Raw genomic sequence first — 19728 nt, 5'->3', positions numbered from 1 at the left:
ATGAATCAGAAATTTTTAAAGAAATTCTTCATCTAATTATTTAGGGATACTTTGTATCTTTACACTCTTAAATTAGTTTGATGACAAGACAGGAGTTGATTCAGCAAATTCGCGAGAAGAAATCATTTTTATGTGTGGGTTTAGATACCGACCTGGATAAAATTCCTGCTCATTTGTTGCAGACAGAAGATCCGATCTTTGAATTCAATAAGGCAATTATTGATGCAACGAAGGATTTATGCGTTGCATATAAACCAAACGTGGCGTTTTACGAAGCTTTGGGACCGAAAGGATGGGAATCCCTGAAAAAAACAATTGATTACATTCCTTCCCATTGTATGACCATTGCTGATGCCAAACGTGGGGATATCGGAAACACTTCGACCTATTATGCAAAAACCTTCTTTGAATATCTGAATTGTGATGCGGTGACCGTTGCTCCTTACATGGGAGAAGATTCGGTGACACCGTTTCAGGAGTTTAAGGATAAGTGGGTGATTTTATTGGCCTTGACCTCCAATAAGGGGGCATTGGATTTTCAATTTACAACGGATAGCTCGGGAGAAGAATTGTATAAGAAAGTATTGAAAAAGAGCTCCAAATGGGGTTCTGAAAATAACCTGATGTATGTTGTCGGAGCAACTCGAGCTGAAGGGATAGCTGAAGTTCGTAAAATTGTTCCGAATCATTTTTTCCTGGTTCCTGGAGTTGGAGCGCAGGGAGGAAGTTTGGAAGATGTTGCCAAATATGGTTGGAATGATGACTGTGGTTTATTGGTAAACGCTTCCCGATCGATTATTTACGCAGCGAATACAGCTGATTTTGCAAACGAGGCTAGAAAAGAAGCTTTGAAGTTGCAGGAAGAAATGGCTCAAATTTTGACAGCGAAGAATTTCTAAAACGAAATTTCCATGGTTGATTACGTAGAAAAACTCATCATTTTTATTTGCACACCGATTTATGTGTTTTTGATCTTAGGTGAAATTATACTAAGTAATTGGCACAATAGAAAGTTGTATTCAGTTGGAGATACGATCCAAAACCTGTATCTGATGATTGCAAATATGGGGATCGACGTTCTGATGCGCGGAATCACCCTATTTGTTCTTCTTTCCTTCTTTGATCTTCGTTTCATTACCTGGGACACTCATTCATGGTATTATTGGTTGTTGCTGTTTTTTGCGGAGGATTTCATTTTCTATTGGATCCATCGAATTGATCACATGGTGCGTTTCTTTTGGGCGATCCATGTGACACACCATTCTTCCGAACGATTCAATTTGACAACGGGTTTCCGTTCTTCCGTATTCCAACCGGTCTATCGCTTTATTTGGTTCATTCCTCTGGTATTTCTTGGTTTCGAGCCGTTTGATATTTTTATCATGTATTCAATCACCCAGACCTATGGAATCCTGGTTCATACCAAGGCTATCAAAAAAATGGGAATCCTGGAATATTTTTTAGTAACACCTTCCCATCACCGGGTTCACCATGCATCCAATGTGGAATACCTGGATAAGAATATGGGAATGATCCTCATTGTCTGGGATCACCTGTTTGGTACTTTTCAGGCTGAAATCGACGACCTTCCGATTCAATTCGGTCTCTACGAGAAGCAGATCACTCAAAACCCTGCGAATGTGGTTTTCCATGAATGGGTAGCTATCTACAAAGACGTCCGCAAGACAAAAGGATTGAAAAATAAATGGTTGTACATCACCAAACCTCCCGGATGGAGCCACGATGGAAGTACGATGACATCCAAGGAATTGCGCAATCAACTCAAACAAGCCCAAAACGATTAGAATGGAAGATTTAAAGGATCAATTAGCAGAGGTAATCCGTGCATATCATCAGAAAGGTTGGTCACCTGCTACTTCCACCAACTATTCGTTCCGTTCGGCTGCCAATCCGAATGTGATTGTGGTTTCGAAATCAGGGATCGACAAATCGGTTTTTTCAGCCGCTGATTTTATGGAAGTGAATATGCTGGGACAAGTACTTCCGGCATTTGAAGGAATTCGACCTTCTGCAGAAACGTTGATCCATTGCAAGTTGTACCAATTGTTTCCTGAAATGATGTGCATCGTTCACAGTCATTCCGTGTATTCGGTGCTGCAATCCATGAAGAAACAAGAGGCAGTGGAATTAAGCGGTTATGAAGTTTTGAAAGGCTTTGAAGGAATCAAAACGCACGAAACCACTGTTCACCTTCCTATTTTCGACAATACACAGGACATGCCGGCATTTGCAGCGGTTTTGGAACAAGGAAAAGCACGTTTGACGGTTCCGGCATTTATCATGCGTCAACATGGAACCTATGCCTGGGGGAGAAACCTGTTCGAAGCAAAACGCCATTTGGAAACAGCAGAATATTTATTCGAAGTGGATTGGAAGTTTTCCAATTGATTTTTTTTCACGAAATACCAACCATTCCAATTTCCACTTCGTTGTTAATTGATAACATCAATTAAAATCTGCCGGGGAAAAGGCATTTAACCAAATAACACGCATGAAATTTACTCTTACAATAGCTACTTTTTTTATTGGATTGTTTTCAATAGCACAAACCTTTTCACCTCAAAACAGCGGTGTTACCAGTCAATTGAATGGAATCAGTTTTGCGACACCTTCCAAAGGAATGGTTGTCGGTAATTCAGGAGTAATCCGCAAAACATCCGATGCAGGCTTAACCTGGACGGCTTCCAATTCCGGTACTTCGGTTGATTTAACAGCTGTAGCTTTTTTGAGTTCTTCCATTTATATCGCTGTTGGAAAAACAGGTAAAATCATTAAAACGACTAACGCGGGAACAAGCTGGTCAACCGTAAATTCGGGAACAACCAACGATCTGACTGGAATTTTTGTTTATGGGGTGAATGTGTATGTAACCGGAAGTAACGGTACGATTTTGATTTCAACCAATTCCGGGAATGCCTGGACGGCGACCAACACCGGAATTTCATTCAAATTGAATAAAATCTTCTTTGTTTCGGAATTTGTGGGCTACGCTGTAGGAGACGGAGCAACTATTTTGAAAACAGTGAATGGCGGACAAGTCTGGAATTTTCAATCCAGTGGCATGAATACGCCTTCCTTGACCGATGTTTATTTTACGGATGCGAATACGGGCGTGATCACCGGTTCAATCGGTGGTTCGGATGAATCGATTATCTTTCGGACAACCAATGGAGGATCGGTTTGGACAACCGATGATTATTCAGGCACGACTTTGAACTCATTGGGCTTTTTCCCGGATAACAGCACTGGTTTTGCAGTTGGAGGAAGCATCGCAGGAAATACAAGTACGATCTACAAAACAACTTCTCAGGGGGCTGGTTGGGTACTCGTGCCAACTACCTCATCGCGCCAATTGGGAACCTGTTTTCCTGCCAATGGATTAGGATATACTTGTGGATTGGACGGAACAATCTTGCGTTTGGCTACCAATACCGCAGGAATAGAAGAATCTATTGATGATTGGAGTATTCAGATCAGTCCGAACCCGAGTAATGGAGTTTTCACAGTTTCTTCTGAATTGAACACCAAATTCTCCATCGAAGTGTTTTCCGTCAATGGGGAACGAATTGCATCCATCGAGAATGGAAACACGATTGATCTAAGCGCTTGTACAAAAGGGGTTTATTTCGCGGAGATTAAATCCGGTTCGTTGACTGCCATGCGGAAGTTGGTGAAGGAGTAATACGATGAAGTATGATCTTCTCCTTTTAAGTACCAGTTTTCTCTTGATGTTATTGAGCATCCTCACCTTTTATTTCAAGGTGAAAAGAGGGGCAAATCTGTTTTATTTGGTTTCCATGTGCAGTATTCTTTGGGCTGCTGTGATTGGATTTTTGTATGAATTCCCGCTGGAGGAAGGAATGGTTCCGGAAAATCAGATTCTGATTTATGAAAGAGGAGCAGGGGTTTCGTTTACTCTTTTCCTACTGAGCATCATCCTTTTAATACTCCTGATCCTGAAATATTACAGGATAAAAAGGTGACCTACTTACAATCCGGATTCGCTTCCAAAGCTTCCAAACCGATTTCCTTTCTTCTTTGATTGAACGTTTTCAGTTGCTCCCCGCAAAATTTCTCGTTAGTGTATTGTCCGAAGTAAATAGGTTTATTCATGTTTCTCTGACAACGGTCAAACCACCAAGCGTAGTGTTTTGGAGGCATGTTTCCTTTATCCAATTCAACTTTGAACAAGTCTTTCAATTCAGCGAAATCGTTTTCCAACGTAAAATGCAGAATCAATCCCATAGATGTTTCGTTACCGACCCTTTTCAATGAAGGATAACCTAATTGTTTGGTCAAGTCCACAAACTGTTGTTTGTTTGAAGAATCAATGGCAGATTGAAGTTTCCAAATCGAATCAGTATTCAATTCGGGTTGCTTAATCATTTTTCCACGATACAACTGATCTGATCTCTCCATGGTTTTTAAAGCGGTTTTCCAAGTGTTTTTCTCGGAAGAAGAGAGTTCTTGTGCAGAAGCAGAAATGACAAACGAAAAGAAACAAGTTGAAATGAATAATAAGAAAGGGGGGGATATTTTTTTCATTGAAATTTGGTTGATAGTATCATTTGATACTATGAAGTTAATTGATTTCCTCTAACACTGAATTTCCCTTTGATTGATCTCCCGAAGTCCATTGCCACATTTCGTGCAAACGGATTCTGCCGTCGCTCAAAATTTCCGGGGTCGATTTGCAAATTCCTGTCATCAGTTGTCCTTTGCTGTTGACTTGATGATAGCGCATATCGATGTTTCCAATGGAATCTACCAAACCAATGAGTTGTCCGCTAACAATCTGTCCGCCGGAATAAGAACAAGTCAGGATGTTTCCTTCTTGCTGATAATGAAAAAGCGTTTCTTCGGAAGTTTCCCCGTTCTCGGTATTGCTGACTGGTCGGAATTTTTTATTGTGGTAGTTCATCTATCTAATGCCTTATATTCTATAAACTTATATCTCCCCGTGATGTTATACATTTTCATGCAGTCGGTCATTTTTGAATTTGGGAATTTTACAAATTTGAATGTTGATTTTTCATAGAATGTTTTTGCTTTTTCTTGATACTCCAATTTATTCCGATTATCAAATAAGTATTCATAAAAACTCCAACAACTCCAATTATCTTTTACCTCTATCACGTCAAATTGAATTCTGGTGACCATATATGCTGGAAAGTCACCAATTTCTTCTAAAGCAAAGTAACACAAATCGCCGATATTGAGATTTCCACCTTTACAAATGTTATAAATGCTTGTTGGTGTTGTATCCGTTAAAGCAGCGATTAGTTTCGGAATGTATTCTTTACCCTTTGCAATGATTTGCCAATAGGTATCAGCCGAACAATCCAATGTGTCAGTTTTCATTTCGGCAAGTTTCAGAATTAAACTGTCAGTTCCTACTGCGGAATTATGGGTGAATAAATGTTTCAAATGATTAGCTGAACCAGCATATAATAAGGAGTGACCAAAAATCAGCAGGATTGAGATTAGAATTTGTTTCATTTAGGTTATGCTATTTTTTTGTGATAAAGATGCGAAAAAACAAAGTCATCGAATTTCATTTAACCCTTTTTACCAAACAAAATTTGTTTTTTCAGGTTGCTTTTCTTTAAATTAGTACCCGGGTAAATAATTCATCCATGAGTAAAGAAGTCACACGTAGAAATTTTGTTCAGCGCCTTTCTGCAGCATCTGCAGGAATTTTTGCTTTGCCTTGGTTGGCAAGTGGAAAAGGAGAATCTGAACCGGAAATAGAGAAAAATATGAATCCAGTTAAACGTTTTTTTCCATTGGGTTTTCAATGGGAAACACAAGATCCGTTCTTGTTTTGTGTGCATCACGAAGACCAATTTCCAAAAGGGAATGAACAAATGGGACCGGATGCGGAATACTTCAAGGGTCGGCACATGGGAGATGATTTCATCATCAAGGATGGGTTTCGTATGTATCACGGAAAGAAAGTTCCTGGTTTTCCGGGGCATCCGCATCGAGGTTTTGAAACAATTACAGTGGTGCGTCACGGATTGGTGGATCATGCGGATTCCTTGGGTGCAGCCGGTCGCTACGGAAATGGCGATGTGCAATGGATGACTGCCGGAAAAGGAGTACAGCATTCGGAAATGTTCCCTTTGATGTCGCAATCCGAAGAAAATCCGTTGGAATTGTTCCAGGTTTGGCTGAACCTTCCGAAAAAGGATAAAATGGTGGAGCCGCATTTCAAAATGTTGTGGCGTGAAGATATTCCGAATCTGAAATTTGATAACGACAAGGTGTTGGTTGAATTGATAGCAGGAAGTTGGGGCGAACAACAAGCTGTCCTTCCACCACCGGATTCCTGGGCTTTTCCAAAAGAAAATGAAGTCTTGGTGGTCAACATCAAAATGGAACCGCATTCAACCATATCATTACCGAAATCATCTGTCGGGGTGAATAGAAGCTTGTTTTTCTATGAAGGAGATGCCTTGACGATCAATGAGCAATCATTCGAATCGTATTCCGGGTTTTTCCTGGATCCGTCGATGGAAACAAAACTGACATCACACGATAAACCGGCAAGTTTGTTCCTCTTGCAAGGAAAACCAATCGATGAGCAAGTGATGCAATACGGTCCGTTTGTGATGAATACGAAAGAAGAGATCAAGCAGGCTTTTGATGACTATCATGAAACACAATTCGGAGGTTGGCCATGGGAACGTTACGATCAGGTGCACGCCAGAGAGAAATCGCGTTTTGCATTGCATGCAGATGGAAGGGAAGAGCTGAAAGAGATTTAATTAGAGACAACAAGACCGGTTAAGTGTTTGTTATCTCAAACGGTTTCTTCGCTACTATAATTTCAACAAACGTCTGCTAATTTTGGTGCCCTGATCAGTTGTTATTTTTAGGATATAAACACCTGTTGGAAGTGTTTCTATATTAATTTCCAGGTTATCGCCATTGGATTTGATATCCATTGGAATGTGTGTTCCCATTGAATTCTGCAAAGCAATTCCTACGTCTTCCCCGATTGTATGGAGCGGTATATTTACTAAGTCAGTTGCCGGATTCGGATATACTGTATAATCTTCCGATAATCCGGAATAACTGCCTCCGCGTTTAATGATCGTTCCGGCATCACCAACAGCATATCCTACATTGGAAGACGGAAAATTAACGGCATTGAGATTAGTTGTTACCCCACTAGTCTGAGGTGTCCAACTTGTGCCTGAGTTGTTGGAAAAATAAATCAGCCCATCTTTCCCGACTGAATAAACGGAATCCGGAGAAGAAAAATCTACACCATAAATGGGTTTATAGTTAGCTGTTATTGACCCATCAAAATTCCAATTAGAACCCCAGTCAAATGTGTATGTAGAGGATCCGGCCATTCCAGCTGCAACTCCAGCGTAATTGTCCCCGAAATCCATTGAATAAATCCAATCAATTAAAAGACTGCTTCCCGGAATCCAGTTCAGTCCACCGTCTGTTGTAAAATGGAGTTTTTCACCGCCACCGATCCAGCCATTATGTTCGTCGCGGAAGTATACCGCAAGAAGTGGATTACCTGGTACACTAGATGTCAGGGTATCAATGGACCAATTAGTTCCTCCGTCAATGGTTGATAAGATGGTCATCTCATTTCCAACGACCCAACCTTCTAGTGAGTTATAGAAGAAGATATCATTGAGAACTTTTCCATTTCCTGAGGTTTGAAGTGTCCAATTAAGACCACCATTACTTGTAAAGTAAATACCACATGTGCCGGCAACCCATCCTGAATCCGCTGTGGCGAAATGTATAGCGTATGAATTACATCCGGAGAATGGATTTGATTCAACCCAATTGGTTCCTCCATCTACTGTTTTAACCAACCTTCCATTATCACCAACTGCCATACCAACACTATCGGATGTGAAAAAAACATCATTCAGATTGAAGTTGGTATTACTGGTTTGTTCTGTCCATTGTGCAAATGAAGATAAATGAAGAAGTGCGGCGCTTATTGAAAACAGAAAGTTTTTCATAGGTTGTTTGATTTAGCGATAGATAATATCAAAGATATTAAATTCAAACTTAATCGGCGAAAATAGTTTGAAATACTCACGGGAATTCAATGGAGGAATCAGACCAAAGATAAAAGGGACAAAACTGAAATTCCTCTTCTGATCTTGCCTCTATTCAGTTTATTTATAAGATTTCCCATCGTAATGCAAGACTTTCTTTTTTTCTTGTTTATCGGTGATTCTTTCTTCGCATTCGCCTTTGATCTTTTCATTCAATTTGATAGAGCTTCGTTTTTTAATGACCAGGTTGAAATAGGACTTACTTGTTTCTGTTTCAAATAAAATGATGGATTTCATATCGTGGAATCTGCCATTGCAATCGGTATTCCATTCACCGGAAGACTGTTCAATAACCTCTTCTTTCAGGACTTGTCGCAAAGAATTACCTTCCTGGACAAAGAGCGAAAGCTGCACTTCTGAGTAGGGATTAGCATGGCTGCTTCCGTAAAATTGCGCGCGGATCCCAAATGCACGGATCTGCTTTGTCAACATATAAGGTGCTGTATCAATAATAAATTCCGAAATAAAAACAGCATCTGAAAAAATCAGATTCTCCTCCTTGTATTGCTGAATAATCTTACCGGTTTGGTTATTGACCACCACGATTACGGCATCAAGTGTGAACATACCTTCGATTTCATTTTCGTCTATGAGATGAGGAACGACCATCACTGTTTGCGTTTTTGCATAGGGAAGAACCTTTTCTGCCCATAATTCTTCCTTTAATTCCGTTTCCTTGATTCCCAATTGTTTCAAAACACTCAGTTTTAAAGAATCTGCAGAAAGGGTGGAATAGCCATTAAAACCGAGCAGGAGGGTGAAGATCAGGAATACGTTTTTCATACTGAATTTCAAGATGGGGATTTCGGTTTAAAAGTAGCATTTTCAGATGGAGACAAGACTAAAAAACAAAAGAGTCAAGACAAAAGTTATTAGTGCTCTTTAGTCTTGACTCTATTAGTCTTGCCTCTTCTAAGTCTATTTCCCAGAACTATTCAACAAATTCATAATCTCATCCAATTTCGGTGAAAGAATGATCTCTGTTCGACGGTTTTTTGCTTTTCCTTCCGGAGTTTCATTGGATGCTTTCGGATAATATTCTCCGCGACCTGAAGCGGTCATACGCGTTGCAGCAACACCATATTTCTCATTCAACATGCGTGTGATCATGGTTGCGCGACCAACACTCAAATCCCAATTGTCTTTGAAGACCGCAGTTTTAATCGGAACGTTATCCGTGTGACCTTCCACCAAAATCTGGATATCCGGATTTTTGTTCAGTACGTCAGCGAGTACTTTCAATGCATCGACTCCTTTTGGTTCCACGGCTGTAGATCCGGATTTGAACAGCAGTTTATCGGACATGGAAACATACACCTTGCCATCTCGGATTTCCATGGTCAATTCATCTGAGTTAAATCCTACCAATGCGTCACGCAAAGTCTGATTCAGTTTTTTCGTTAGTTCATCCTGACGGGCAATAATTGCCTGCATTTCGCGAAGCATGCGTTCTTTGTTCTCAAGATCCTTGTCTTTGTTTTGAAGATCGCGCTCCTTTTGGCTAAGCTCCGCCGACTGATTTTCATTGATGTTCACTTGTCCGGAAAGCCTGTTTTGAAGACTTTTGTTGTCGGCTGTAAGTCGCTCGTTTACCGATTTTTGGTCAGCGAGGGAGGTACATAGCGAATCCCGCTCTGCCACAACTGCCTGGAGTCGTTTTCCACCTTTCTTTTTCTCCGGAACAGGGTCACCACATGTGTAAATGGGTTTACAAGAGGACACTGCCAGCATTCCAACGGCGAATACGCCCATCAAAATAGATTTGTTAAACACTTTCATAACTCTTTGTATTTTAAATTGAGAATCAAAATAGGGAATTCGGAAAAGTAGCAGGGAATAATTATTGTTTTTTAGGAGAGTTTAGGGTTAATTGTGAATTTGAACCATGTGATTTCAATTGGCAATTTGGCATTCGTAATTCGGAATTAGCTAAATTTGTTTCATGGCAGTATTATCTATTCCAGATTTGAATGTTACGGAGCGTAATCCGAAGAAAATTCGTGAATTCATGAATGCCCGCGGAATCTTTTTTGATCAGTGGCAGGCAGACGTGGTGTTTGAGGACACTGCAAACCAGGAAGAAATCCTGAAAGCATATGAATCGAGCCTGACTCCGTTTATGAATGCAGGAGGTTATCAAACTGCAGATGTGATCACGATCAATAAACTGACGGAAAATTACGAAGCAATTCGTGCCAAGTTCTTAGCAGAGCACACACATTCCGAAGATGAGATTCGCTTTTTTGTGGATGGAGAAGGCTTGTTCTGGTTCAATTTGGAAAAGGAACCGGTTTTCAATTTGCTTTGCGAGCAGGGAGATTTGATTTCCGTTCCGGCAGGTACAAAACACTGGTTTGATGCCGGTGAAACCAATCCGTTTGTGAAAGCAATCCGCATTTTTATCGATATGAGCGGATGGGTTCCGGAGTATACAGGATCAGAATTGGAAAAGCGGTTTTCTGATTTTGTAGTTCAGAAGTAATCATTCGGATGCAGCGGTGGTTTTCTCTTGTTCTTAGTTTTGTTTGGGCAATCCTTTCCATTATAGGTTATTTCTGTTGGTCGTGGGATGTCGGTCAAACAACTGTTTTCATCAACATTGGTTTCTTTAGCTTGTTCTTCAATTACTACCTTACCATTTCAGAACTTTCTTACAAGGATAGTGTTGTTGCTGCTCTGGCTGGTAAGCATGATAATCCGGATATGGCCAGATCGCTCGTTGTAATCGGAAAATGGATAAGTTTCATTCTCAATCAGTTTCTTTTCACTTTTGCCCTTGGAGTAGTTTGTATGATTGCAGGAGGATTGATAGCGGTTTATTTTTATAAGGTACTTCAGGTAAAGGATTTCGATGGGTTTTTAATGAAATGGGATGGAGAATGGACCACTGTCATTAGCATTTCATTATCATTGCTGGCAGTTGAATATGTTGGATTTCGGCGGCAATTTATAAAGTTTAACCCTTATAAAATAACCGATTGGAGTGCATTTTTACCTTTTAGCAAAAATTCCAAATACAAGTTGGTCAGTTACATGTTAGGTTCGATAATTATTGGTTGCATCGATGGGATTCTAAATGATGAAACCCATTTTGGTTATATTTCACTCGCATGGATGTTTCTTTGCAATTTTCTTTGGGCCTATATCGATACGTTTCATCCTCCAAAAGAAAAGACACAAGAGGAATACAGAACTGCAGGAGAATCTTAATTTTGTACTATGATTTTAAGTAAAATTTCATTCATTCTCACCGACATTGAAGGAACCACTTCTTCCATTTCCTTTGTTGCTGAAAAACTGTTTCCTTATTTCCGAAATAACATCCTGGATTTGGGAGAAATGACGGACAATCCGGTTGTGAAAGAAGCATTCGAACAAACGATTCAACTGGCAAAATCGGAAGACGGAGAAACCATTTCCACCGAACAGGAGATCATCGATAAATTGTATGAATGGAGTGTGGAAGACCGTAAAATTACGCCATTGAAAACCCTGCAAGGAGTTCTTTGGGATAAAGGTTATCGCGATGGAGAGCTGAAAGGTCATGTTTACCCGGAAGTGGCTTCGAATCTAAAAAAATGGAAAGAGAAAGGAATTGGTTTGGGCGTTTTTTCGTCGGGCTCGGTTCCTGCACAAAAATTAATTTTCGGATATAGCATTTCAGGAGATCTGACTCCTTACTTCTCCAATTACTTCGATACCAATACAGGCGGAAAGAGAGACGCAGAAACGTATTCGAGAATTGCTGAAATCCTTCAATTAGAGGCTTCCGAAATTCTTTTTCTAAGTGATATCGTAGAAGAATTGGAGGCAGCAGATTCGAACGGGTTTCAAACGATTCAATTGGCTAGAGAAGGAATGACTCCTTCCTGGAAGCATTTTGTCACTTCGTTTGATGAGATCACTTTCGAATAATAACAGAAGAATCAATTCTTAACACAGCTTACATTTTTCTAAGAAGGGGAAATCTCATTTTCCGTAGTTTGGTCTCGTTCATTTGGTATTCAGATGGATAGAATTTAAACTACAGAACTATGAAGAGAACACTACTTTCATTGAGCATCCTTTCCGTTTGCTTTTTTTCCAATGCCCAGCGCGAAATCGATTTAAACCTGATGATTACCTCTCACCAGGATGGTGATTATATGGCGACTGAAGTACCGATTGATTTCAAGGCGGAAATTTTAAATGTCGGGCAAACAACCTTGGAAGCTTCGGACTCCATTTATTATTACATCCTCATTTATGATGACAGCATCCCTTTGTCATTTGCAGCTGGAAATGCGCAAATCTATACCGGTATTCCTTATGGTCAGGGGCAAGCTTTTGAAACGATCCATACAATCGGATTCTCTGCCAGTTTCAATGGTATAACCACTGATGTATGTGTTTATGGAAAACCGAAGAATTCAGCGAACCCAATTTCAGATCCTGTACTGACGAACAACAAGCATTGTGTTTCAATCACCTTTATTGATGAAGCGGATTTATCCGTTGGGACGAACAAATTGGATGGAATTCAATTAAGTCCTAATCCTGCGAATAATCATTTTTCAATTGTGGGCGCTGAAGATGCTACCATCTCAATTGCAGACCTCAATGGAAATGAAGTTGAATTTGCTCGAAACTTATTAGGGGAAATTGATTGTTCCAATTGGGGGAACGGTATTTACCTGATCGCTATTTCCAATTCAAAAGGGAATTTTGTCCAACGAATGGTTATATCCCATTAAAATGATGTTGAATCGGGAGGAAAGGTCAGTAATTCCACTTTTCCAGTACTCCGATTGCTTATTCGGAAGTGAGACCGGTTGAAAATCAAGAGTCCATCGGTCAAGAAGTTTTTGTTAGCTCATGAATAAGCCGACTATTTTACAAACCGAAAATTGGAAGTGGTATTGGCAGATCGGATTCGAAGAATGTAAGTTCCGGCTGCGAATGGGTCTAGTTTAAGAATGGATTCATTTTGAGTACCACTTAACAATAAATTACCTGATAAATCAACTAACTGATAGTGGTAATTGATTGGAGAGTCTGTTGTGTTTTGAATGATGATGGAATTCGCCGACCTGTCTTGCAATACGGTAAACTGTATGGTGTTTTCTTCTACTGAAAGATCCATGTTTTTACGGGGCATATAAGAATACGTGAACCATTGGATCCCTTCCAGTTGGATAGTGGATTTCCAGGAACCAGTCTCATTTTGGAGGCTGGTTTCAAGTAAATCAAAAGGCAGGTAATAGTCATTTGCAGTTACCCAGCTTTGCATGAAGGCGGGTTCACTGCTATAAAGCGGAAACACTTTCACCGGTTGGTTTGTTAAGCCCAGAGAGCGAAGACGATCGTTAACATAATTGTATTGATGCGTCTGGTTGAAAGTCACGGATGGAATGTAGATGTGCAGAAAAATGCGGTCGACACCTGTTCCTACCAAGCCAACTGCTTGTTGATCATTAAACCATCCCAAATAGACTTCGGATGTCAAGCCTACACTATTTGCTAATGAGTCAATGCTGTAAAGTAGATTTGAAGCATATTGGAATGCCCCATCAATGCTGCAAGTATCGCCATTTGGGGCCAGGTAATATTGGCAATAATATCCACCGGTATCCACTGAAAGAGCATTCCACCATTCAAATTCCAGATTGTAAACATCTATTTTTTCCAATGGATTGGTATGTTGTGTGTTGTAAACATGAATGATATCCCGGAAGAATTCAAAGTTTTCCGATCCACCCCCAATCTCCAATATATCGAATTGCGTTTTTGCCTTGTAAATGAAATTTGCCAAAAGTGCTGAACTGGAAGTGTTGATCATGGAATGCTGCTGATTGACATTATGCAAATTATACAGTGTCAGGTAATTGAATCCGTTGTTTTGGGCGAAAGTCAATAAACTGTCTTCTTTAGCGGGATTCCCCAAAATGGTATGAAACCCGTCAACATAGAAGCCTTTTACAGTTTGGGACCAACTTCCATTGACAGAAAAGATGAAAGAAAGAATCAATGCCATCTTCACAGGTAATCTTTGTGCGTTTTTCATAACCATTCAATTGATTGGATTTAAAGATACAATATGAAATGAATAAGAGAATAACAGAGAGTTCATTTGATTTCTGCCAAATAGATTAATTTTGCAGCAGAAAATCAGATTATGAGTGCATTTAGAACCATTTGGACAACGGAAGACAAGTATGTGGAAGTTATTGATCAACGCAAATTACCACACGAATGGGTAGTTGAAAAATTAATCTCTTACAAAGATGCCGAACGAGCAATCAAGGATATGGTGGTTCGCGGTGCTCCACTCATTGGCGCAACTGCTGCTTATGGAATTTATCTGGCAGCGCGGGAAGGAGCGGACCTGAATGAAGCTTTTGCTGATTTGCGTCTTTCACGACCTACAGCGGTCAATTTATTCTGGGCTTTGGATCGCATGAAGGCAAAATTGGAGAATGCATCCGATTTGGTTCAGACTGCTTGGGAAGAAGCTGGTCGAATTGTGGAAGATGATGTGGAAACTTGTCGGATGATTGGCGTTCACGGTTTGCCCCTGATTGAAGCTATTTCAAAGAAGAAGAATGGAGAAACGGTTCATATTCTGACGCATTGTAATGCCGGGATGTTGGGCTGTATCGAATGGGGAACAATTACGTCTCCGATTTATCAGGCACTTCAGAAAGGAATCAAAGTACATGTTTGGGTGGATGAGACTCGTCCGCGCTTGCAAGGTGCAAATCTGACGTGCTACGAATTAACAAGACACGATGTTCCGCATACATTAATCGTTGATAATCAGGGTGGACACTTGATGCAGCATGGAATGGTGGACATGTGTATCGTAGGAACGGATCGTACGACAAGACAAGGTGATGTTGCCAATAAGATAGGAACTTACCTGAAAGCTTTAGCAGCTCACGATAATCAAATTCCGTTTTATGTGGCACTTCCATCAACTACCTTGGATATGACCATCCGTGACGGGTTGAAAGAAATTCCAATCGAACAGCGGGACCAAAATGAAGTGCGCTATATCGTTGGAAAAAGTAAAGCCTCTGGTCAATTGGATGAGGTCCTGATTTGTCCGGAGACAACAGGAGCAAGCAATTACGGTTTTGATGTGACGCCGGCACGTTTGGTTTCGGCATTGATTACCGAACGTGGAGTTTGTGAAGCTAGTGAAGTTGGCTTGCTGGGATTATTTCCAGAGTATATATAAGAAAACTATGTGTCCTATGTTACTATGTGGTTTTATTATTTAACCACCTTAGAATACACATAGAACACATAGAAAATACTAAATGTTAGTATTTGATAATTTTTTGTGTGAGTACTTTCTGTCCTTGCTGAATTTTCACAAAGAACAAGTTCCCCTGTAAATCCGATAAGTCAATGAAGTCCGTTTCGGATTTGATTGTTGCTGTTTTCAAGATTCTTCCGCTGCCGTCATAGACAACTACGTCAGTTGCCGCTTGATTGATTCCACTGAAATGGATTATTCCGGTTGTCGGATTGGGATAAACACCGATCTGAAGTAAATCAGCTTCCTTAACGGAAAGGTCCTCTTCAATCGGATTAAAATTCGTTCCACAAGGTCCGGCATTCTGATTGTAAGCCTGTTTTATTTTCTCCGCTTTGGCAAATAATCCTGCCAGTGGCTCTGTAAAACTTGTTGATGCATGTGTAGAGTCATAATATACCAGGTACACATAATCGAACTCGATGGTATCCGTTAGAGTGAAAGCACGTGAGCCATGAGAAGCGTAAATGCGGTAATCGGTAGGAGGAAGAACAGGTCCGGACGATGCGGCTGTCTGAATCGGTGTCCAGTCGAATCCCGGATTGATACCGTCTGTTCCATAAAACAAGGTGTCGCTTCCACCGGGAAATATGAATCGGGCTTTTGTAAAGGTGGTTGTATTGGAAAAAACATTGCCGTTTCCACCATAAAATAAGGGAGTTCCATCGGGCCAGTAGCCTTCTGTAATTCGTTCCCATTCATTTGATGTTTGAGGGTCGGGGATCGTTACACCACCGAAGGCTGAAGATGCCAATGTCCGTTCCAGAGTGAAATACTCGTTATCAATCGTTCCATCGTTGAAACCCACTCCATTGGTGCACCCGATCGGGGAAGCATCTTCCGGATTATCCAGTCCGTCCGCATCTTTTTTATTTCCTTTTAAGACCATGAAACCCTGAGCAGGCAGTGTATCTGCAAAACCTGCTTCCGAACCGAATGGCTCATCAAATAAATCCCCGTTGTAACAATATGCCATACCCAATTCAACATGTGTACCGACGTAATCATCGTATGGATATCCATTGTCGAGGTCCAGAAAACTACCGATGCTGAATCGGTTGAAATCATTCACACGGGAAATGTATTTCGTTTTGAAGAAAACCGTGTTGGTGTAGATGTCAGAAGTATCGCAATCTAAGGTATAAGCATAGTTGTGTGTTTCGATTCCCCCAGGTAGTTCCAGATTCGGATGGTCATGCCAGATTTGAAGGAAACAGGCATCGCCGTAAATGATGGGATAATCTCCCTGCATCGGTTCGTAAATTCCGTTCGAGTTCAAATCGAAGTAAGATGCGATCTGATCGCTTTGTCCTAAAGAGATATCGCCATTTCCGGGCCATTCACGAATCCCGTGAACTGGAACATACGTTGTTGAATTGGACTGTAGGGAGTCAATATGCGCTTCAATCATGGCTTTTGTAACATAGAAACCACGGTTGTATTTACTTTCAATGACATCATTGAAGAGATTGTTTGGAGTATAGGGACCAACCCGAGAAAAAGAAGACAATCCCCCATTTGCCTTTCCAATGGTATCTCCGGTTTGAGTGATACCGGTATAAACTTGTGAAAAGGCGTAAGCAAGTCGTTTGTTCTTATTGAATGAGACTCCTTGCCCGGCGGCTGACCCACCATTATTGACAACTCTTGAATTCTCGCTGAAGCGCATTTCCATATTATCCTTCTTGAATTGTGTCTGGTATTCCTGAGTTCGGTTGAAATCAAAAGAATCATTTTTGATTAACTGGAGAAAGACCTGATATGCTTCTTTATCGTTTCCATAAAGATCATAATCAGCTAAAAGGAATGCAGAAGTACCTAAAAAGATCTGTTGGTCTTGCCGTGAAACAAATTCGTTCATAAAACTGACTCCGGAATGGATATCGCTGCTCAATACGTTGAAATTATCATCCAGATTTTCAAATCGAATGGAACCTGTTTTTCCCAATCGATAGAATCCGTTCGGTTTTTTGACAATCAGGTGCTGAACGAAATTGGATCCGGTAGAGAAGGATCCGGAAGCCAATACCTGAGCAGAGGAATTCACTTTGTACCAGCTCACAGCGTCACAAGCAAGCAGCGTATCATTTGAAAGCGGAAGAATATGAACTCCTGAACCATTCGATCCTGCAATGAAATTAGGAGTGTAATTATTCAGGCTGTTTCGCACATAAATTTTAAAATCACCCTGATAGCTCATGATGCTTAATTCCTTTCCGCCTATCAGCTCCAATTCGGTAGATCGTTTGCAGTTGACGAAAGAAGAATTTCCCACGGAAATCGAGACGGAAGCATCGACCAGTTCGGTATAGTAGGTATTCAGATTTGAAAAGGAGATGGATGTCCGATATAAACCTCCGCCGGTCTTTACCATATAAGTGACCAATTCATTGTTTATGCGCTGTGTTTCGACAAACCCAAGAAGAAAGGTGTCCGGAGTTTCAAAACTTTGAATTACTTGACCGGTGGTTTTACTAACCTTGAAAAAAGATAGGGTCTGATTGGATGTTGATTTGATCAAAAGACTGAAAATATAGTCCGTAGCTGTTTCGAATCCATTGGAAATGTAAACGATTTTTCCACTTGCCGAAGGAATGTTGAGTGAAAAATCAGTTGCGGAAACCAAGTCTCCAATGGTGTTGATCTCGGAAACTTTGAGCTTAAAGGTGGTGGCGCTTCCATCCGGATGAAGACTTAAGAGCTTCATATTTCCAACATCCGAATCGAGTATTTTTAATTTCAGGATGTTCAGATCGTTATAATTGTTCAAAAAAGTACGTTTGAACTGGGCGTTTGAGTTGAACGTTAAAGAGATGACTGTCACCAGAAAGAGTAATCCTTTTTTCATAGAGTAGAGATTTAACCGGGAATGTTATTTGGGGCAAGTTATTCAATAAATGAAGGATGGGAATGAGAATAATCTGAAGTGTATGAATTTTTGATTAATCTGATGAGATTTCCCTTTTATGAAATCAACTTTTTTCTTAAATTAAATAGGAAAACAATGAATTATGAACGAGAAATACCTTCATTTTATCTGGAAATCCAAGCGTTTATTGAGTGCCGAGTTGACCACTACAACAGGTGAATCAGTGAGGATTAAAAATTTTGGAGATTACAATTTTGATTCTGGTCCTGATTTTTTTAACGGCTCCATTCTGTTGGGAGGATTACTACTTTATGGAAACATAGAGATGCATGTTAATTCTTCAGATTGGATGAAACACGGACATCAGTTTGATTTGGCTTATAGCAATGTGATTTTGCATGTAGTATACAATCACGATATGGAAATAGTAGTGAATGGTTCCGTCCTGCCAACTTTGGAATTGAAATATTTAATCGACTGGAAGCATTTCAATGAATCAAAACAAAAACTGGAATTTCAAAGTCGAATTCCCTGCGATCAACAATTAAAAGATGTTCCAACAAAGATTGTTTCAGATCAGTTGAAGCGAAACACACATGACAGATTGCAACGAAAAGCCAATGAGATAGAACACCTTTCCGAAAATTTAAGGTGGAGCATTCATGAACTCTTATTTCGCTTTCTATTGAAAACCTTTGGAGGTAAACTGAATGGATTGCCTTTTCTGGAACTTGCAAATCAAATTCCGGTTTATCGTTTTCTTCGTTCTTCAATGCAAGTTCGAGAGGCTATATTACTTGGATTGGCAGGATTTCTTGACCACGATTTTGACCATCAGTATGAAAAAGAACTCAAAAGTAACTGGACGTTTCAAAAACATCGTTTGCAATTGTCAAATGTTGATTCATCGTCCTTTAAATTCAAAGGGGCTCGCCCGGCTAGTTTTCCAGCTTTGCGTTTAGTACAATTTGCGGCATTCTCAAATCATTTTGATTGGTCGTGCGATTTCTGGTCGCTTGAACCCACTGAGATTGTGAAGATTTTTATGGACGCTTTGACGAAGGAACCAACTAGCTATTGGGAGAATCATTATCATTTAGGAAGGCCCAAGCAAAAACCATCTTCCGGTAAACTGGCGAAAGAGGCGTCCTTAACGATTGTTATAAATGCAGTTGCCCCTTTTCTTTTTTGGTACGGACAAAAACAGGGGAATATTGTTTTGCTGAATAAAGCAATCGAATTGTTAGAACTGCTTCCTCAAGAAAAAAACAAGGTGTTGGAACGATGGAAAAGCCTGGTTTCATACCCAAGCAATGCGCGTTTTGGACAAGCTGTTTTGGAACTCAATAATCAATGGTGCGCCCCTAAGAAATGTTTGAAATGTTTGATTGGGAAAGAGTTGTTGAATTTAAGTCAATCCTAAATAATAGATTATGCTT

The 19728-nt window shown here is 40.3% G+C and carries 20 protein-coding genes; 12 read left to right on the top strand and 8 right to left on the bottom strand.

Annotated features, from left to right (window positions below; translation table 11 throughout):
• Positions 1–80 precede the first annotated feature (80 nt).
• The 5 genes from pyrF (at position 81) to AAG807_RS07170 (ending at position 4004) form a co-directional block, all read left to right on the top strand.
• Complete coding sequence (gene pyrF / locus AAG807_RS07190; protein ID WP_341901942.1) at positions 81–899, top strand: orotidine-5'-phosphate decarboxylase; 819 nt, start codon at positions 81–83, stop codon at positions 897–899.
• A gap of 12 nt (positions 900–911) precedes the next feature.
• Positions 912–1805 carry a sterol desaturase family protein gene (locus AAG807_RS07185; protein ID WP_341901941.1) on the top strand — a complete coding sequence of 298 codons (894 nt, stop codon included), beginning with the start codon at positions 912–914 and terminating at the stop codon, positions 1803–1805.
• Position 1806: 1 nt separating this feature from the next.
• Positions 1807–2409, top strand: coding sequence for a methylthioribulose 1-phosphate dehydratase (gene mtnB / locus AAG807_RS07180; protein WP_341901939.1), 603 nt, complete (start codon positions 1807–1809; stop codon positions 2407–2409).
• Between the two features lie 103 nt (positions 2410–2512).
• Positions 2513–3703 (top strand): YCF48-related protein, encoded by a 1191-nt coding sequence (locus AAG807_RS07175; protein ID WP_341901938.1) that lies wholly within the window; start codon positions 2513–2515, stop codon positions 3701–3703.
• Between the two features lie 4 nt (positions 3704–3707).
• The gene (locus AAG807_RS07170) at positions 3708–4004 is read left to right on the top strand and encodes a hypothetical protein (protein ID WP_341901936.1); all 297 of its coding nucleotides are present in this window, start codon (positions 3708–3710) and stop codon (positions 4002–4004) included.
• Position 4005: 1 nt separating this feature from the next.
• Here AAG807_RS07170 and AAG807_RS07165 read toward each other — a convergent pair whose 3' ends face one another.
• From AAG807_RS07165 to AAG807_RS07155, 3 genes are read right to left on the bottom strand one after another with little or no spacing between them, the layout of a single operon-like run.
• Positions 4006–4566 carry a hypothetical protein gene (locus tag AAG807_RS07165; protein ID WP_341901934.1) on the bottom strand — a complete coding sequence of 187 codons (561 nt, stop codon included), beginning with the start codon at positions 4564–4566 and terminating at the stop codon, positions 4006–4008.
• Positions 4567–4603: 37 nt separating this feature from the next.
• Complete coding sequence (locus AAG807_RS07160; RefSeq protein ID WP_341901933.1) at positions 4604–4942, bottom strand: n-acetylglutamate synthase; 339 nt, start codon at positions 4940–4942, stop codon at positions 4604–4606.
• Positions 4939–5520 carry a hypothetical protein gene (locus AAG807_RS07155; protein ID WP_341901931.1) on the bottom strand — a complete coding sequence of 194 codons (582 nt, stop codon included), beginning with the start codon at positions 5518–5520 and terminating at the stop codon, positions 4939–4941. The genes AAG807_RS07160 and AAG807_RS07155 overlap by 4 nt, the downstream gene beginning before the upstream one ends.
• A 137-nt stretch (positions 5521–5657) precedes the next feature.
• Here AAG807_RS07155 and AAG807_RS07150 point away from each other — a divergent pair, with 137 nt between their 5' ends.
• Positions 5658–6791 carry a pirin family protein gene (locus AAG807_RS07150; RefSeq protein ID WP_341901929.1) on the top strand — a complete coding sequence of 378 codons (1134 nt, stop codon included), beginning with the start codon at positions 5658–5660 and terminating at the stop codon, positions 6789–6791.
• Between the two features lie 54 nt (positions 6792–6845).
• On the opposite strand, the gene AAG807_RS07145 is transcribed toward AAG807_RS07150, so the two are convergent.
• The 3 genes from AAG807_RS07145 to AAG807_RS07135 all read right to left on the bottom strand — a co-directional run bounded on the left by AAG807_RS07145 (position 6846) and on the right by AAG807_RS07135 (position 9899).
• Positions 6846–8021: a YCF48-related protein gene (locus AAG807_RS07145; protein ID WP_341901928.1), complete on the bottom strand. Its 1176-nt coding sequence runs from the start codon at positions 8019–8021 to the stop codon at positions 6846–6848.
• A gap of 159 nt (positions 8022–8180) precedes the next feature.
• Positions 8181–8903, bottom strand: a complete 723-nt coding sequence (locus AAG807_RS07140; RefSeq protein ID WP_341901927.1) for a hypothetical protein — start codon at positions 8901–8903, stop codon at positions 8181–8183.
• Between the two features lie 135 nt (positions 8904–9038).
• Entirely contained in the window at positions 9039–9899 is an 861-nt protein-coding gene (locus AAG807_RS07135) for an OmpA family protein (RefSeq protein ID WP_341901925.1), read from the bottom strand.
• Between the two features lie 163 nt (positions 9900–10062).
• Here AAG807_RS07135 and AAG807_RS07130 point away from each other — a divergent pair, with 163 nt between their 5' ends.
• The 4 genes from AAG807_RS07130 to AAG807_RS07115 all read left to right on the top strand — a co-directional run bounded on the left by AAG807_RS07130 (position 10063) and on the right by AAG807_RS07115 (position 12853).
• Complete coding sequence (locus AAG807_RS07130; protein WP_341901924.1) at positions 10063–10602, top strand: cupin domain-containing protein; 540 nt, start codon at positions 10063–10065, stop codon at positions 10600–10602.
• A gap of 8 nt (positions 10603–10610) precedes the next feature.
• The gene (locus AAG807_RS07125) at positions 10611–11330 is read left to right on the top strand and encodes a hypothetical protein (RefSeq protein WP_341901923.1); all 720 of its coding nucleotides are present in this window, start codon (positions 10611–10613) and stop codon (positions 11328–11330) included.
• A 9-nt stretch (positions 11331–11339) separates the two neighbouring features.
• Positions 11340–12035, top strand: a complete 696-nt coding sequence (mtnC, locus tag AAG807_RS07120; RefSeq protein WP_341901922.1) for an acireductone synthase — start codon at positions 11340–11342, stop codon at positions 12033–12035.
• 119 nt (positions 12036–12154) lie between these two features.
• A complete protein-coding gene (locus tag AAG807_RS07115; RefSeq protein WP_341901920.1) occupies positions 12155–12853 on the top strand; it encodes a T9SS type A sorting domain-containing protein in 699 nt (232 codons plus the stop codon).
• A gap of 134 nt (positions 12854–12987) precedes the next feature.
• On the opposite strand, the gene AAG807_RS07110 is transcribed toward AAG807_RS07115, so the two are convergent.
• Positions 12988–14163, bottom strand: coding sequence for a T9SS type A sorting domain-containing protein (locus AAG807_RS07110; RefSeq protein ID WP_341901918.1), 1176 nt, complete (start codon positions 14161–14163; stop codon positions 12988–12990).
• Positions 14164–14274: 111 nt separating this feature from the next.
• Between AAG807_RS07110 and mtnA the strand changes: the two genes are divergently transcribed.
• Positions 14275–15339: an S-methyl-5-thioribose-1-phosphate isomerase gene (mtnA, locus tag AAG807_RS07105; protein ID WP_341901917.1), complete on the top strand. Its 1065-nt coding sequence runs from the start codon at positions 14275–14277 to the stop codon at positions 15337–15339.
• Between the two features lie 85 nt (positions 15340–15424).
• Here the strand turns inward: mtnA and AAG807_RS07100 are convergent, their stop codons facing one another.
• Entirely contained in the window at positions 15425–18268 is a 2844-nt protein-coding gene (locus AAG807_RS07100; RefSeq protein WP_341901915.1) for a T9SS type A sorting domain-containing protein, read from the bottom strand.
• Positions 18269–18431: 163 nt separating this feature from the next.
• Between AAG807_RS07100 and AAG807_RS07095 the strand changes: the two genes are divergently transcribed.
• Entirely contained in the window at positions 18432–19712 is a 1281-nt protein-coding gene (locus tag AAG807_RS07095; protein WP_341901914.1) for a DUF2851 family protein, read from the top strand.
• Positions 19713–19728 lie beyond the last annotated feature (16 nt).

The sequence above is a fragment of the Fluviicola taffensis DSM 16823 genome, assembly GCF_943372375.1.
Classification (GTDB): domain Bacteria; phylum Bacteroidota; class Bacteroidia; order Flavobacteriales_D; family Crocinitomicaceae; genus Fluviicola; species Fluviicola taffensis_A.
This window is presented reverse-complemented; position numbering and strand designations above follow the sequence as displayed.